The organism is Micromonospora sp. NPDC002389, from assembly GCF_040296095.1.
In the GTDB taxonomy this organism is placed as follows: Bacteria; Actinomycetota; Actinomycetes; order Mycobacteriales; family Micromonosporaceae; genus Micromonospora.
On record NZ_JBEOWP010000004.1, the window covers coordinates 148,076 to 160,703 of the forward strand.

Consider the following 12,628-nt stretch of genomic DNA (forward strand, 5'->3'; position numbering starts at 1 on the left):
AGCGCGCCATGTACACGGTTGCGCAGCTCATCGGTGGGGTGTGGGGAGCCGGCGGGGAGGCCGGTGACCTGGTGGTGCACGACCCGGCGACCGGCACCCCGGTGACCGGCGCGCCGGTCGCCACGGCCGACGAGGTCGGCAAGGCGGTCGCGGCGGCGCGCGGCGTGGCGGCCGAGTGGGCGGCGACACCACCGGCCGACCGGGCCGCCGCGCTGCACCGGGCCGCCGACGCGGTCGCCGCCGCCGCCGACGAGCTGGCCGAGGCGACCACCGCCGAGATGGGCAAGCCGCTCGCCGACGCCCGGGGCGGCGTCGAGGCCGGCATCGCCACCCTGCGGCAGTACGCCGAACTCGCCACGGCCCGGGGTGGACGGACCCTGCACGGCGGACCCGACGCCCTGGACTTCATGACACCGCAGCCGCGCGGCGTGGTCGCCGTCCTCACGCCGTGGAACGACCCGGTGGCGGTGTCGTGCGGGCTGCTCGGCGCCGCCCTCGTCACCGGCAACGTGGTGCTGCACAAGCCGAGCGAACGCACCCCGGCGACCGGGTGGCTGCTGGCCCGCGCGTTCGACTCGGCGCTGCCGGTCGGCGTGCTCTCGCTGCTGACCGGCGGGGCGGAGACCGGCGCGGCGCTCGCCGGTGCCGAGGTGGACGTGGTGGCGCACGTCGGGTCGACCCTGACCGGCCGGGCCGTCGCCGCGGCAGCCGCCCGCAGCGGCGCCAAGGTGCTGCTGGAGAACGGCGGCAGCGACCCGCTGATCGTGGACGCGGACGTGGACCCGGTCTGGGCCGCCGGGCAGGCCGCGACCGGCGCGTTCGCCAACGCGGGACAGATCTGCGTCGCGGTGGAACGCGTCTACGCGCACCGCGACGTGGCCGAGGACTTCGTCGCCGCGCTGGTGGAGCGGGCGGCGGCGCTGCGCGTCGGGCCGGGTGGCGATCCGGCCACCGACCTGGGTCCGCTGGTCGACCGGCGGCACCGCGACCAGGTGCACGGACAGGTGACCGCAGCGGTCGCCGACGGGGCGCGGATCCGCATCGGCGGGACGCTGCCGGAGGGGCCGGGCGCCTTCTATCCGGCCACCGTGCTGGACAACTGCCGGCACGACATGGCGCTGGTGCGGGAGGAGACGTTCGGGCCGGTCGCGCCGGTGGTGGTGGTCGACTCGTTCAGCGAGGCGCTGCGGTGCGCCGCCGACTCGCCGTACGGGTTGGCCGCGACCGTGCTGACCGGTTCGATGAGTCACGCCCAGCGGGCCTGGCGGGAGCTGCCGGTGGGCACGGTGAAGGTGAACGCGGTCTTCGGCGGTGCCCCGGCCGGGGCGGCCCACCCGCGTCGGGGCAGCGGCCAGGGCTTCGGCTACGGGCCGGAGCTGCTGGACGAGTTCACCGCCACCAAGGCGGTGCACATCGAAGCGCCCGGCGGCGGGCACTGGTGAGGACCGCGCCGGTACGCCGAGGGCCCCGACCCGCGCCGGTGACGGCGGGGTCGGGGCCCTCGGTGCGCCGGTCAGTCGCCGCGTGCCTCAGTCGCCGCGTGCCTTGGCGGTCTGCCGGTTGTTGGCCTTCTGGATGGCGGTGACCAGTTCCGGCTTGGTCATGCTCGACCGGCCCCGCACGTCCAGTTCGCGGGCCCTGGCCATCAGGTGTTCCTTGGGGGCGTTCGCATCCACGCCGCCGGCGGTGGGTGCCCGCCGTTCCGGGCCGCCCCCGGCGGCCTGCCGGTCGCTCGGGCCCTTGCGGCCCTTCGGCTCCCAGTGGTCGCCCACCTTCTCGAACTCGTGCTTGACGGCGGCGAAGGCGGTCCGGTGCGCCCGCTCCCCCTCGCCGTACGTCTCGACGGCCGAATCGTGCGTCTTCTCCCAGGTGCGCTGCGCCTTCTCCGGGGAGCGCCGCAGCGTGCTGGGCAGTACCTCGCGCCCGGGCATCTCGATCCTCCTCCGTGGTCGGGCCATTCCGACTGGCGTTCCCTGGCCGAGCGGTGGTAAACCCCGGTGCCCGGTTTGCCGTCGCGTGGACGGGGGTACCGGCCGGGCCACCGGCGTACCCGGTGCCGGCCGCCAGCAGGGAGCGGTGATGACCACGACGAACCCGGACGCCCCGGCCGCCGAGCCGCCGGTGTCCGCGCTACCCGGCCGGATCCGACAACTGCACTGGTCGACCTGGCGCGGCGTGCTGGTCCGCAGCGTCCGCAACTACCTGCAGGACAACTGCACCGACTGGGCCGCCGCGCTGACCTACTACGGGGTGCTCGCGCTCTTCCCCTCCACCGTCGTGGTGGTGGCCCTGGTCGGGCTGGTCTCGGACGGGGAACGCACCGTCGACACCGTGCTCGACCTGGCCCGGGACGTCGGGGCGGGGTCGGTGGTGGCCAACGAGAACTTCGTCGGCGTGGTCCGGGGCGTGGTGGAGCAGAACAGCTCGGCCGGGGTGCTGCTGAGCTTCGGTCTGCTCGGCGCGCTCTGGTCCGCCTCCAACTTCATCGCCTCGTTCACCCGCGCCTCGAACACCATCTACGGGGTGACCGAGGGGCGGCCGGTGTGGAAGCTGCGGCCGATCCAGATCGGGTTGGCGGCGCTGTCGCTGGTGCTGCTCGCCGTGGTGGCCACCGGACTGATCGTCAGCGGCCCGGTCGCCGACGCGGTCGGCGACCTGGTCGGTGCCGGGGGCGCGGCCCGTACCGCCTGGTCGGTGGTGAAGTGGCCGGTGCTGGCGATGATCGCGATGCTGCTGATGTCGATGCTGTTCTGGGTGGCGCCGAACGTCCGCCAGCCCCGGTTCCGGTGGCTCACCCCGGGCGGGGTGGTGGCGCTGGTCACCTGGGCGTTGGGCTCCTTCGGCTTCGGCCTGTACGTGGCCAACTTCGGCTCGTACGACACCACCTACGGCAGCCTCGGCGCGGTGATCGCCTTCCTGGTCTGGCTCTACGTGTCCAATTCCGCCCTGCTGCTCGGGGTGCAGATCAACGCCGAGTTGCAGCGCGGACGGGTGCTCCAGTCCGGCGCGAGCGACGCCGAGGAGCCGGTGCTGCCGCCCCGGTCGCCGGCACCTTCGTGACCCCGTGCCGCGTTTACCGCCCACCTCGCCGGGTAGCGCAGAAGGCATGGAACGCGGCAGCAGCAAGCACGCACCGAGAGTCGACGAGCAGATGGAGCAGGAGGTCAACGGCCTGGTCCAGGGGCCGGGGACCGGTGGCTCACGGGTCGACGAGTTCCGGGTGCCGGAGCCGGCGGGCGAGGACCAGCCGGAGACGACCACCGTCGTCGGCGGCGAGACCCGCAGCGGCACTCCGCAGGGCATGACGTCCGAGGACGTGGAGGCCCGCAGCCGGTTGGGACGGTTCATCACGATGACCGCCCTGCCCGGGGACCGGGCGGCCCTGCTCGCCAACGCGCGGGAGAACGAGGCGCCGGCGGACCTGCTCGCCGAGTTGGAGCGCCTGCCGGAGGGCACCCGGTATCAGACGGTGTCCGAGGTCTGGGCCGCGCTCGGCCACAAGAACGAGACGACGCGCTGGTGAGGATGGCCTGCTGCGGCCAGCCCCCGCACCGGCGCAGGAGAGGATCCTGATGAGTGGCGTAACCGAGCACGTCGACGTGTCCGTCCCGGTGCGGACGGCGTACGACCAGTGGACGCAGTTCGAGGAGTTCCCCCACTTCATGGAGGGCGTCGAGGAGGTCCGTCAGCTCTCCGACACGCTCACCCACTGGACCGTGGAGATCGCCGGGATCAAGCGCGAGTTCGACGCCGAGATCACCGAGCAGCTCCCCGACGAGCGGGTCGCCTGGCGCTCGACCGGCGGCACCAAGCACGCCGGGGTGGTCACCTTCCACCGGCTCGACGAGCAGACCAGCCGGGTCAGTCTCCAGTTGGAGTTCGACCCGCAGGGTGTCCTCGAACAGGCCGGCGACAAGCTGGGCGTGGTGGACCGCCGGGCAAAGGGTGACCTGCAACGCTTCAAGCAGTTCATTGAGCGACGCGGTCAGGAGACCGGCGCCTGGCGAGGCAGCGTCGACCGACCGCAGCCCTGATCCCTCCCGTACCTCCCGCCACGGCCGCCGCTCACCCGGCGGCCGTCGCCATTGCCGGCGGTCGCGCCGGTGCCGTTGCCGTTGCCGGCGGTCGCGCCGGTGCGCCGTTTGGCCGGTGCCGGCGGGGGTAGGGCGAGGGTATGAGCGACGACAGGGTGTGGCGTGACGAGGAACGGCTGCCGTTGGAGGAACTGGACCGGGCGGTCGCCCGGTCCACGCTCGACGGGCAGTCCGACGACGTGACCGGCAACGACGCCGGTGAGGAGGCCGCGTTCGGCCACGGCCCGGAGGCCGCCGACCGGGGTACGCAGGTGCCCGGCACGGGTCGCGAGCCGACCGACCCGGACCGCGCCCACCGCCCCTCCACCACCGGTCGTACCGGCCCGGACACGCTCTGACAACACCACCGGATCACCGCCGACCAGTGCGCGGCATCGCCTTCTACGGGGCGGACACGCTCATGATCGGCGGTGATTGGGTCAGCCGGACGGATCGGGATTCGGACGGGTCGGACAGATTCGGCCGTTCGGCTGACGGCAACGCCGCGACGGCGCGCAAGACTTTCGGGATGCATCAGGGCTCCGGCTTCCTCACCACGCGTCAACGCCGCCTGGCATGGCTCGGCTTCCTGCTCGCCGCCGCTCAGGCGCCCGTCTCCGCCAGGTTCACCGAGGACAGCTCCTGGCTGTTCAGCCTCTGCGTCGCGCTGATGGTGGCGACGGTGATCATCGCTGACGACACCGCGCGCCGCCGTCCGGCGGACGCCCGCTCGACGGAGTAACCCGCTCCACACCCGGATCCCGGCGGGCGGACGAACCGCCTCACCCGGCTTCCTGCGGGCGGGCCTCGTGACCCGCTCGACCACGGGTACGACGCCGCTCCTTCATCTCCGCCTCGTACAGGTGCCGCCGGCCCCCGACCAGCTCGTCGCGGGCCGCCCGGTCCAGGTCGCGGAAGAGCGCGTAGTACCCGTCGTCGAAGTCCTCGACGATCTGGAACGTCCAGCGACCCGCGATCACGTTCCGGCCCACCAGCTCGTCGGCGATCCGGTCGGCGATCGTCCCGTGGCCGGCCGCGCGGAACATCCGGACCGCCTCGTCCAGCATCAGGTCGGCGTGGCCGATGCGCTGATGCATGGAGTAGAGCTCGCCCCGGGCGCGCTCCACGCACTCCAGCGCCTCGCTGAGCTTGCCGAGCGCCTCCACCGTGTCGTCGCTCACACCGGCCGGGCGCCGGTGCCGCTCCTCGGGGCCGTCGGTGGTGTCCATTCGTGCCTCCCTGCTACCGCCACTGCCCGCTTGGGCCCTCGCGCGTCCGGGTCCGAGCTACCGGGACGACGACCGGCCGATCCCCTGACCAGCCGAGCGGCCGAGGTCGCCGCCGGTCCGAGTTGGCTAGATTCGTTCCCCATGCGCGTGCCGTCGAACCGGGTTCGGACCCGGACCACCGTCGAGGACAACCGGTCCGCCCTGATGGCGCTCGCCACCACCGTGGGTCTCGACGGGCTGGCCGCCGCCGGAGCCCTGCCCGGGCTACTCGCCGTGGTCGACCAGCACGCCGCCGCGGTGCGGGAAAGCCTGCACGGCGACCTCACCCCGCTGACCGCCGCGGCCCTGGCCGGTTACGCCGAGGGGCTCCGGGCCGCCGCCGCCGAGCACGGCTGGCAGCCGCCGGCCGCCCCGGTCGAGTGGGCCGAGGCGGACTGGGCGCTGGTGCGTCTGCTCGCCGTCTGCGCGCTGACCGCCGCGCTGGACACCCCGGCTCCGCAGCCGCCTCCGCTGTGACGTGAACGGGTGCCCGCCGTGTGGCGGACACCCGTCCCGGTACACGTACGGTCACCGACCGAACTGCTGGGTCTCGTCACCCGAGGTCCCGGACTGGTACGTACCCCGCCCCCCGGACATCGAGGACTCCTGCCCCCTCGACATCGCCTGGGAACGCTCGGCGCCCGCCCGGTCGGCCATCTGCCGCTGCATGTCGCTGCGTCCGGCCTGGGCGCCCTGCCGGTGTTCGCGGACGGCCCGCGACTCCTCCGCGATCCGGTGGAGCCAGCCGTCCCAGCGGTTCTGCATGGGCTTGACCAGACCACCGCCCACGCCGACGATCAGGATGCCGGCCACCGTGGCGAGCACCGCGATCAGGACCGGAGTGGTGACGGTGGTGGCGATGCCCACCTGGTTCAGCGCCGCGATGACGCCGAGCGCGATGATGAAGACCGCCGTCAGGTCGGCCAGCACCCGCCCGTACGACAGACCGCCCAGCGCCCCGCTGACGAGGTCCCGTACCGCGTTGGCGATCGCCGCGGCGATCACCACGATCACGATCGCCACGAAGGCTCGGGGCAGCCAGGCCACCACGCCGCCGATCAGGTTGCTGATCGCGTTCGGACCCCAGACGCCGAAGGCGAACTGAAGCGTGAACAGCAGTACGGCGTAGTACGCCAGGCGCGCCAGGATGTCACTGGCGTCGTACCTGGTCCGTTCGAGCGCGCGCTTGATGCCGCCCCGTTCGACCGCGCGATCGAACCCCACCCGTTCCAGGACCGCATCTACGATCTTGAGCACGGCTCTGGCGATGAGCCATCCGACCACCAGGATCGCGATGAACGCGATGGCCCTCGGTACGAACAGCAGCACCGACCTCCACATGTCGGCCACAGCGTCACCGATGTTGACCTGCCTGGCCGCCAGGGTTTCCGGCATGATGTCCCTCCTGTCGCATGGACTGCCCCGCGCGCTTACCCCAACGTCGGGACGGCACGCCGCGCAGGTCACCTGCTTTTTCCCGACACATCCCGACAGAACGGCTCTGACCTGCCCTGATGTCCCGACCCGAACCGCCGGGCGCATGATCGGAAACACGGGTCGAGGGGTCGGGCTAGGCTGCGGTCATGCCAGGAACGGTCGGGCGAGTCCCCACGCCAGCAGGCCAGGCGCCCCGCGCGCCGATGCCGCGCGCCGCGACCGTCGTCGGCCACCACGAGTGGGGCGCGACGGTGCTGGGCACCCGCGAGTCCTGGGACCCGGCGGTCCGCGCCGCCGTGGAGGTGGTGCTCGCCTCACCCGCACCGATGGCGCTGTACCTCGGCGACGAGTTGCTGCTGCTCTACAACGACGCGTACGCCGAGCTGATCGGTGACCGGCACCCGCAGGCCGTGGGTCGGCCCGCCGCCGAGGTCTTCGACCAGGTGTGGCGGCTGCCCGGCGTCGGTGACGTGGTGGAGCAGACCTACCGCACCGGTGAGCCGTTCCTGGAGAAGGAGGCACCCCTCCCGCTGCACTCCGACGGTCTCGACCCGTCCGTCTACATCTGGGCCTGCTCGACCGTCCGCGACAGCGGGGGCCGGATCGCCGGGGTGCTGTCGGTGGTCGCCGAGACCAACCCGGCGACCCGCCAGTTGCAGGAGCTCAGCGAGTTCGCCGCGGCGCTGTCCGGCACGCTGACCCTCGACGACGTGGCCCGGGTGGCGCTGCGGTACGCGCTCACCTCGTTCGACGCCGACCGGGTCTCGTTCGCCGTCGACGACGCCGGCGGTGGGGGCGGCTGGCGGCTGGTCCGCCGGGTCCGTGGCGAGCTGGTGGACGAGGCGGACGAGCGGCTGCCCCCGCTGTGGCGGCGCGGGCCGGCGGACTGGCCGGCACCGGCGGCGCTCAGCGCGGGTAGCGGCCAGCCCCGGTTCGTCGACGACGGCGAGCCACTGCGCGACACCGCCGCCGACCGGCACGACCAGCGGGTCCGTGCTCTGGCGGCAGTGCCGCTGCGCGCCTCCGGGGTACGCGGCGCGCTCACCGTCGGGTACCGCACCCCGCACGCCTGGACCGCGCCGGAGCGGGCGTTGCTGGCCGCGTCGGCCGAGCTGGTCGGGCAGGCGACCGAGCGGGCCCGGCGCTTCGAGACCCAGCACGGCACCGCCCAACTGCTCCAGCGCAGCATGCTGCCGGAGAACCTGCCCAGCCTGCCGCTGCTGCGGATCGCCGCCCGCTACGACCCGGGTGTCGACGGCAACGCTGCCGGTGGCGACTTCTATGACGCGTTCGTGCTGCCCACCGGCGACCTGGGGGTGGTGCTCGGCGACGTGGCCGGGCACGACGTGCAGGCCGCCGCCCGGATGGGACAGGTCCGGGCCGCGCTGCGGGCGTTGGCGCTCAACGACCCGCGCCCCGACCAGGTGCTCGCCGGGCTGGACCGGCTGGTCACCAGCCTCGGGTCCGAGACCGGCACGTACGAGCTGTTCGTGACCGTGGCGTTCGGCGTGATCGACGTGGAGCGGGAGCAGCTCACCCTGGCCAGCGCCGGCCACCCGGCGCCGCTGGTGCGGCGCTGCGGGCCCGGGGGCGAACCACGGGCCCAGTACGTGGACGTGCCGACCGGCGCGCCGCTGGGCATCGGCTACCACCCCGCCACCGGCACCGTCGCGTTCTCCCCCGGCGACACCCTGCTGCTGTTCAGCGACGGCGTGGTGGAGCGCCGACGGCAGGGGCTGTCGCACGGCCTGGCCCGCCTGGCGGAGTCGGTGGCCGCCGCGCCCAGCGGTGACCCGAGAGCCCTCTGCGCCACCGCCACGGCCTCGGTCCCCGGTGCCACCGAGGACGACGTGGCCGTCCTGGCCGTCGAGTACGCGCTGCGGCCGAGCCGGTCGGCCCGGATGGAGGTGCCGGCCGAGCCGACCGCGCCGAGCCGGGTCCGGCACTGGATGACCGCGCTGCTCACCGAGTGGCGGGTGGCCGAGTCGGTGATCGGCGCGGCGGTGCTCTGCACCAGCGAGTTGACCACGAACGCCCTGCTGCACGCCGGCACCGAGGCACGGGTCGAGATCGACCTCAGCCCGGAGCGCCTGCTCGTCTCGGTGGCCGACTCCGGGTCCCGGGGCACGGTGACCCGGGCCCGCACCGACACGCTGAGCAGCCGGGGCCGGGGGTTGGGCCTGATCGAGGAGCTGAGCGACGCCTGGGGCACCGACCCCACCGTGCGCGGCTCGACCGTCTGGTTCGAGATCCTGCTCCCGCCCGCCTGACCACCCCGCGCCCGGCGGCTGGCCGTCCCGACCGGGCCGGCTCCCGACCGGGCTGACCGGGCTGACCATCCCGACCGGGCTGGCCGTTCCGACCGGGCTGGCCGTTCCGACCGGGCTGGCCGTTCCGACCGTCGGCTGGTCACCGGGACCGTGCGTCAGGTCAGGCGCTGGACCAGGGCGCGGCCGAGGTCGCGGCCGGAACGCCAGGCGGTCTGCACCCGGGACTCGCCGAAGGCGTCCCCGGCCAGCCCGATCCCGTCGCCGTCCAGGTGGAACCCGGCGTCGGTGTCGGAGGTGGGCCGGGCGTACGTCCAGCGGTGCACGTGCACGTGCTCGGCCCGGTCGGGCAGCGCGAACAGGTCGCGGACGGCCGCCTCGACGGCCGACGCGGCGCCGGTGGGCTGGGCCAGATGACCGGCGGCGAACTCCGGCGTGGTGTGCGCGACCAGCACCGGCGCGCCGTCACCGCGCCGGTCACCGTCGTCGCAGACCAGGCTGAGCAGCGGATGGTCGTTGACGAAGGCGCCCCGGAAGTCGGCCCAGCGTCGGGTCGGAAAGCGCAGCACGGCGGAGAGCGTCGGCGCCCAGCGCTGCCGCCCGGCCGCCTCGGTGGCGGCGGCCAGGGCCGGGTCGAGCAGCAGCGCCGCCTGCGGGCCCGGCATCGCCAGGACCGCCGCCGCGCACGCGGTGCCGTCCACCAGCGGACCGGCCTCGACGCCGAGCACCAGCCGGTTCACCACCACCGGCAGGTCGCGGGCCAGGTGCTCGACGAGTGACCGCAGTCCCCGGGGAGCGGCCCAGCGCATCGGCCCGGGGACCTCACGCCGCCCGGTGCCGTCGTAGGAGACGAAGGTGTCGGTCCACTCGCGGGCCAGGCCGGCGGCCTCCCATTCGCGTACCACCTCGGCGAACTCGGGATCGCTCACCGTCAGGTAGGCGGCGCCCAGGTCGGCGGGGCGGCCGTCGAAGCGTTTGCTGGCCATCCGCCCGCCGGCCACCCGACCGCGTTCGCGGATCTCCACCGGCACGCCGGCCCGCGCCAGTTCCCCGGCGCAGGCGACGCCCGCGATACCCGCACCGACCACCACGACACCCGCCCGATCCAGTCCCATCCGGTGATCGTATTCGCGACCTGGCCCGGGCGGCGGCGACCGAACGGTGCCCGTCGATCCTCCGGATACTTCCGGAAGGTCTTCACAAGTTCGCAACCGGCCCGTACTTTGTCGGACATGTGGGAGCGCTTCCACGCACTGTCTTCGATGCATACGAGGAGCAGTACATGAGAACTCGAGGCACCTATGCCGTGGTCGGCGCCGTCGCGACGGCACTGACCGTGGTCGCCACCGTCGGCGTGGGCGCGTTGCGTCCCGCGCCCGCAGCCGCCGCCGACTCCGTGTTCTATGTCGATCCGGACACCAGCGCCGCCCGCTGGGTGGCCGCCAACCCGAACGACTCCAAGACCGCCGTGATCCGGGACCGGATCGCCAGCGTCCCGCAACCTCGCTGGTACACCACCACCAACACCTCGACCGTACGCGCCGAGGTGAGTTCCTTCGTCACCGCCGCCGCCAACGCCGGCAAGATCCCGATCCTCGTGGTCTACAACATCCCCAACCGCGACTGCAGCAACCACAGCGCGGGCGGTGCGCCCAACCACACCGCCTACCGGCAGTGGGTGGACCAGGTCGCCGCCGGGCTCGGCGGTCGGCCCGCCACGATCATCCTGGAGCCCGACGTGCTCCCGATCATGACGAGCTGCATGAACGCCAGCCAGCAGGCCGAGGTCCGGGCCTCCATGGCGTACGCCGGCAAGGCGCTCAAGGCCGGCTCGTCAGGGGCGAAGGTCTACTACGACATCGGCCACGGCGGATGGCTCGCACCCAGCGAGGCGGCCGCGCGACTGAACGCGGCGGACATCGCCAACAGCGCGGACGGCATCTCGGTGAACGTGTCGAACTACCGCCGCACCGCCGACGAGGTCTCGTACGCCAAGCAGATCATCGCGGCCACCGGCATCTCCCGTCTCAAGGCGGTCATCGACACCAGCCGCAACGGCAACGGCCCGGCGGGCTCGGAGTGGTGCGACCCGCCGGGGCGGGCGATCGGCACGCCGAGCACCACCGCCACCGGCGACTCGGCGATCGACGCGTTCCTCTGGGTGAAACTGCCCGGCGAAGCCGACGGCTGTATCGCCGCCGCCGGACAGTTCGTGCCGCAGCGGGCGTACGACCTGGCGATCGCGGCCGGCCCCCCGCCGACCACCACCCCGCCGACGACGACCCCGCCGACCACCACTCCCCCCACCACCCCGCCGCCGACCACCACACCGCCCCCGTCCAACCCGCCCGCCGGCAACTGCGCGGTGACGTTCACCCCGAACACGTGGGCCGGCGGCTTCACCGCCGAGATCCGGGTCACCAACCGCAGCGGGGCGCTCAACGGCTGGACGCTCGCCTTCAACGCCGGCTCCGGCGTCCGGCTGAGCAACGGCTGGAACGGCACCTGGAGCCAGTCCGGTGACCGGATCGAGGTCCGCAACGTCGCCTACAACGGCAGCGTGCCCAGCGGCGGCACGATCAGCGTGGGCTTCCAGGGCACCTACAGCGGCAGCAGCCTGCCGACGCCCGGCCCCTTCACCCTGAACGGCGGCACCTGCGCCTGACCGGCGCGCTCCCAGGACCACACCGGGCCCTCGGGCCACCACCACAGACCGGGCCTCCGGCCGACACCGCGACAGCGGTGGCCGGGGGCCCGGTCGCCTGCGCCGGATCCTCCACCGGCGTTACCGCTCGCCCCAGGCGGGAACGCGACTACAGACGAAGGAGGAGACCCATGACCACACAGTCGAATCCCTCGGCGTGGCAACCCGGTGTGACCGGCGGCGGCACCCTCCCGTCCGGTCCCGGTGGCCGCACCGTGGCACCCGGTGGCGACGGGCACGGCCCGCCGACCGGACCGCCGACCGTGACACTGGGCGCGTACCCGGACTATCCGTCCGCGCAACGCGTCGTGGACTATCTGGCCGACAACCGCTTCCCGGTCGAACGGACCGCGATCGTCGGCACCGACCTCACCCTGGTGGAGACGGTGCTGGGTCGGCTGACCACGGCCCGGGCGGCGCTGATCGGCGCCGGCACCGGTGCCTGGCTCGGGCTCTTCATCGGCCTGCTGTTCGGCATCTTCACGGTCGGCAACTGGCTGGCCGTTCTCCTGGTCGGCCTGGTCATCGGTGCCGTCTGGGGTGCCGTGTTCGGCGGGGTCGCGCACGCCATGACCGGCGGCAAGCGGGACTTCACCTCCGCCAGCTCACTGCGGGCCAACCAGTACGCGGTCACCGTCGAGGCGGACGTGGCCGAGCAGGCCCGACAGCTCATGGGCCGGCTGCACCTGGGCGGTCGCCAGGCACAACCGGCGACCTGACGCACGCGAGGCCCACGGGTGGGAACTCTCCCGCCCGTGGGCCGTTTCGCGTGGTCAGGGCCGTAACCGGACCGCCCTACGACAAAGCCCCCGCCACCGCGAACCCGTTCACACTCACCTCGGCGCTGGGCGCCTGGGATGCAACTTGGCCGGGTCTCGG

General features: G+C 73.5%; 14 protein-coding genes. 10 read left to right on the forward strand and 4 right to left on the reverse strand.

All coding sequences use genetic code 11. The features are described from left to right. Nucleotides 1-8 precede the first annotated feature (8 nt). On the forward strand, nucleotides 9-1,442 hold the full coding sequence (locus ABT008_RS09600) for an aldehyde dehydrogenase family protein (RefSeq protein WP_350695592.1): 1,434 nt from the start codon (nucleotides 9-11) through the stop codon (nucleotides 1,440-1,442). An 87-nt stretch (nucleotides 1,443-1,529) separates the two neighbouring features. Here the strand turns inward: ABT008_RS09600 and ABT008_RS09605 are convergent, their stop codons facing one another. After that, the gene (locus ABT008_RS09605) at nucleotides 1,530-1,931 is read right to left on the reverse strand and encodes a ChaB family protein (RefSeq protein WP_350695144.1); all 402 of its coding nucleotides are present in this window, start codon (nucleotides 1,929-1,931) and stop codon (nucleotides 1,530-1,532) included. A gap of 148 nt (nucleotides 1,932-2,079) precedes the next feature. On the opposite strand from ABT008_RS09605, the gene ABT008_RS09610 reads away from it, so the two are divergent. The 5 genes from ABT008_RS09610 to ABT008_RS09630 all read left to right on the forward strand — a co-directional run bounded on the left by ABT008_RS09610 (nucleotide 2,080) and on the right by ABT008_RS09630 (nucleotide 4,815). Beyond that, nucleotides 2,080-3,060, forward strand: coding sequence for a YihY/virulence factor BrkB family protein (locus ABT008_RS09610; protein ID WP_350695145.1), 981 nt, complete (start codon nucleotides 2,080-2,082; stop codon nucleotides 3,058-3,060). A 46-nt stretch (nucleotides 3,061-3,106) separates the two neighbouring features. Continuing rightward, the gene (locus ABT008_RS09615) at nucleotides 3,107-3,523 is read left to right on the forward strand and encodes a DUF2795 domain-containing protein (RefSeq protein WP_350695147.1); all 417 of its coding nucleotides are present in this window, start codon (nucleotides 3,107-3,109) and stop codon (nucleotides 3,521-3,523) included. Nucleotides 3,524-3,572: 49 nt separating this feature from the next. Beyond that, complete coding sequence (locus ABT008_RS09620) at nucleotides 3,573-4,034, forward strand: SRPBCC family protein (protein ID WP_350695149.1); 462 nt, start codon at nucleotides 3,573-3,575, stop codon at nucleotides 4,032-4,034. A 140-nt stretch (nucleotides 4,035-4,174) separates the two neighbouring features. Next, the gene (locus tag ABT008_RS09625; protein WP_350695150.1) at nucleotides 4,175-4,432 is read left to right on the forward strand and encodes a hypothetical protein; all 258 of its coding nucleotides are present in this window, start codon (nucleotides 4,175-4,177) and stop codon (nucleotides 4,430-4,432) included. Nucleotides 4,433-4,458: 26 nt separating this feature from the next. Next, a complete protein-coding gene (locus ABT008_RS09630; RefSeq protein WP_350695151.1) occupies nucleotides 4,459-4,815 on the forward strand; it encodes a hypothetical protein in 357 nt (118 codons plus the stop codon). 40 nt (nucleotides 4,816-4,855) lie between these two features. Here the strand turns inward: ABT008_RS09630 and ABT008_RS09635 are convergent, their stop codons facing one another. Then, entirely contained in the window at nucleotides 4,856-5,302 is a 447-nt protein-coding gene (locus ABT008_RS09635) for a hypothetical protein (RefSeq protein WP_350695152.1), read from the reverse strand. Nucleotides 5,303-5,443: 141 nt separating this feature from the next. On the opposite strand from ABT008_RS09635, the gene ABT008_RS09640 reads away from it, so the two are divergent. Then, nucleotides 5,444-5,818, forward strand: a complete 375-nt coding sequence (locus tag ABT008_RS09640; protein ID WP_350695154.1) for a DUF6401 family natural product biosynthesis protein — start codon at nucleotides 5,444-5,446, stop codon at nucleotides 5,816-5,818. 51 nt (nucleotides 5,819-5,869) lie between these two features. On the opposite strand, the gene ABT008_RS09645 is transcribed toward ABT008_RS09640, so the two are convergent. Then, nucleotides 5,870-6,736, reverse strand: coding sequence for a mechanosensitive ion channel family protein (locus ABT008_RS09645; protein ID WP_350695156.1), 867 nt, complete (start codon nucleotides 6,734-6,736; stop codon nucleotides 5,870-5,872). A gap of 188 nt (nucleotides 6,737-6,924) precedes the next feature. Here ABT008_RS09645 and ABT008_RS09650 point away from each other — a divergent pair, with 188 nt between their 5' ends. Beyond that, nucleotides 6,925-9,048, forward strand: coding sequence for an ATP-binding SpoIIE family protein phosphatase (locus tag ABT008_RS09650; RefSeq protein ID WP_350695158.1), 2,124 nt, complete (start codon nucleotides 6,925-6,927; stop codon nucleotides 9,046-9,048). 155 nt (nucleotides 9,049-9,203) lie between these two features. Here the strand turns inward: ABT008_RS09650 and ABT008_RS09655 are convergent, their stop codons facing one another. Next, nucleotides 9,204-10,160: an NAD(P)/FAD-dependent oxidoreductase gene (locus ABT008_RS09655; RefSeq protein WP_350695159.1), complete on the reverse strand. Its 957-nt coding sequence runs from the start codon at nucleotides 10,158-10,160 to the stop codon at nucleotides 9,204-9,206. A gap of 167 nt (nucleotides 10,161-10,327) precedes the next feature. Between ABT008_RS09655 and ABT008_RS09660 the strand changes: the two genes are divergently transcribed. Then, a complete protein-coding gene (locus ABT008_RS09660) occupies nucleotides 10,328-11,710 on the forward strand; it encodes a glycoside hydrolase family 6 protein (RefSeq protein WP_350695160.1) in 1,383 nt (460 codons plus the stop codon). A 170-nt stretch (nucleotides 11,711-11,880) separates the two neighbouring features. Beyond that, nucleotides 11,881-12,468 (forward strand): YflT domain-containing protein, encoded by a 588-nt coding sequence (locus ABT008_RS09665; RefSeq protein ID WP_350695162.1) that lies wholly within the window; start codon nucleotides 11,881-11,883, stop codon nucleotides 12,466-12,468. Nucleotides 12,469-12,628: the final 160 nt, after the last annotated feature.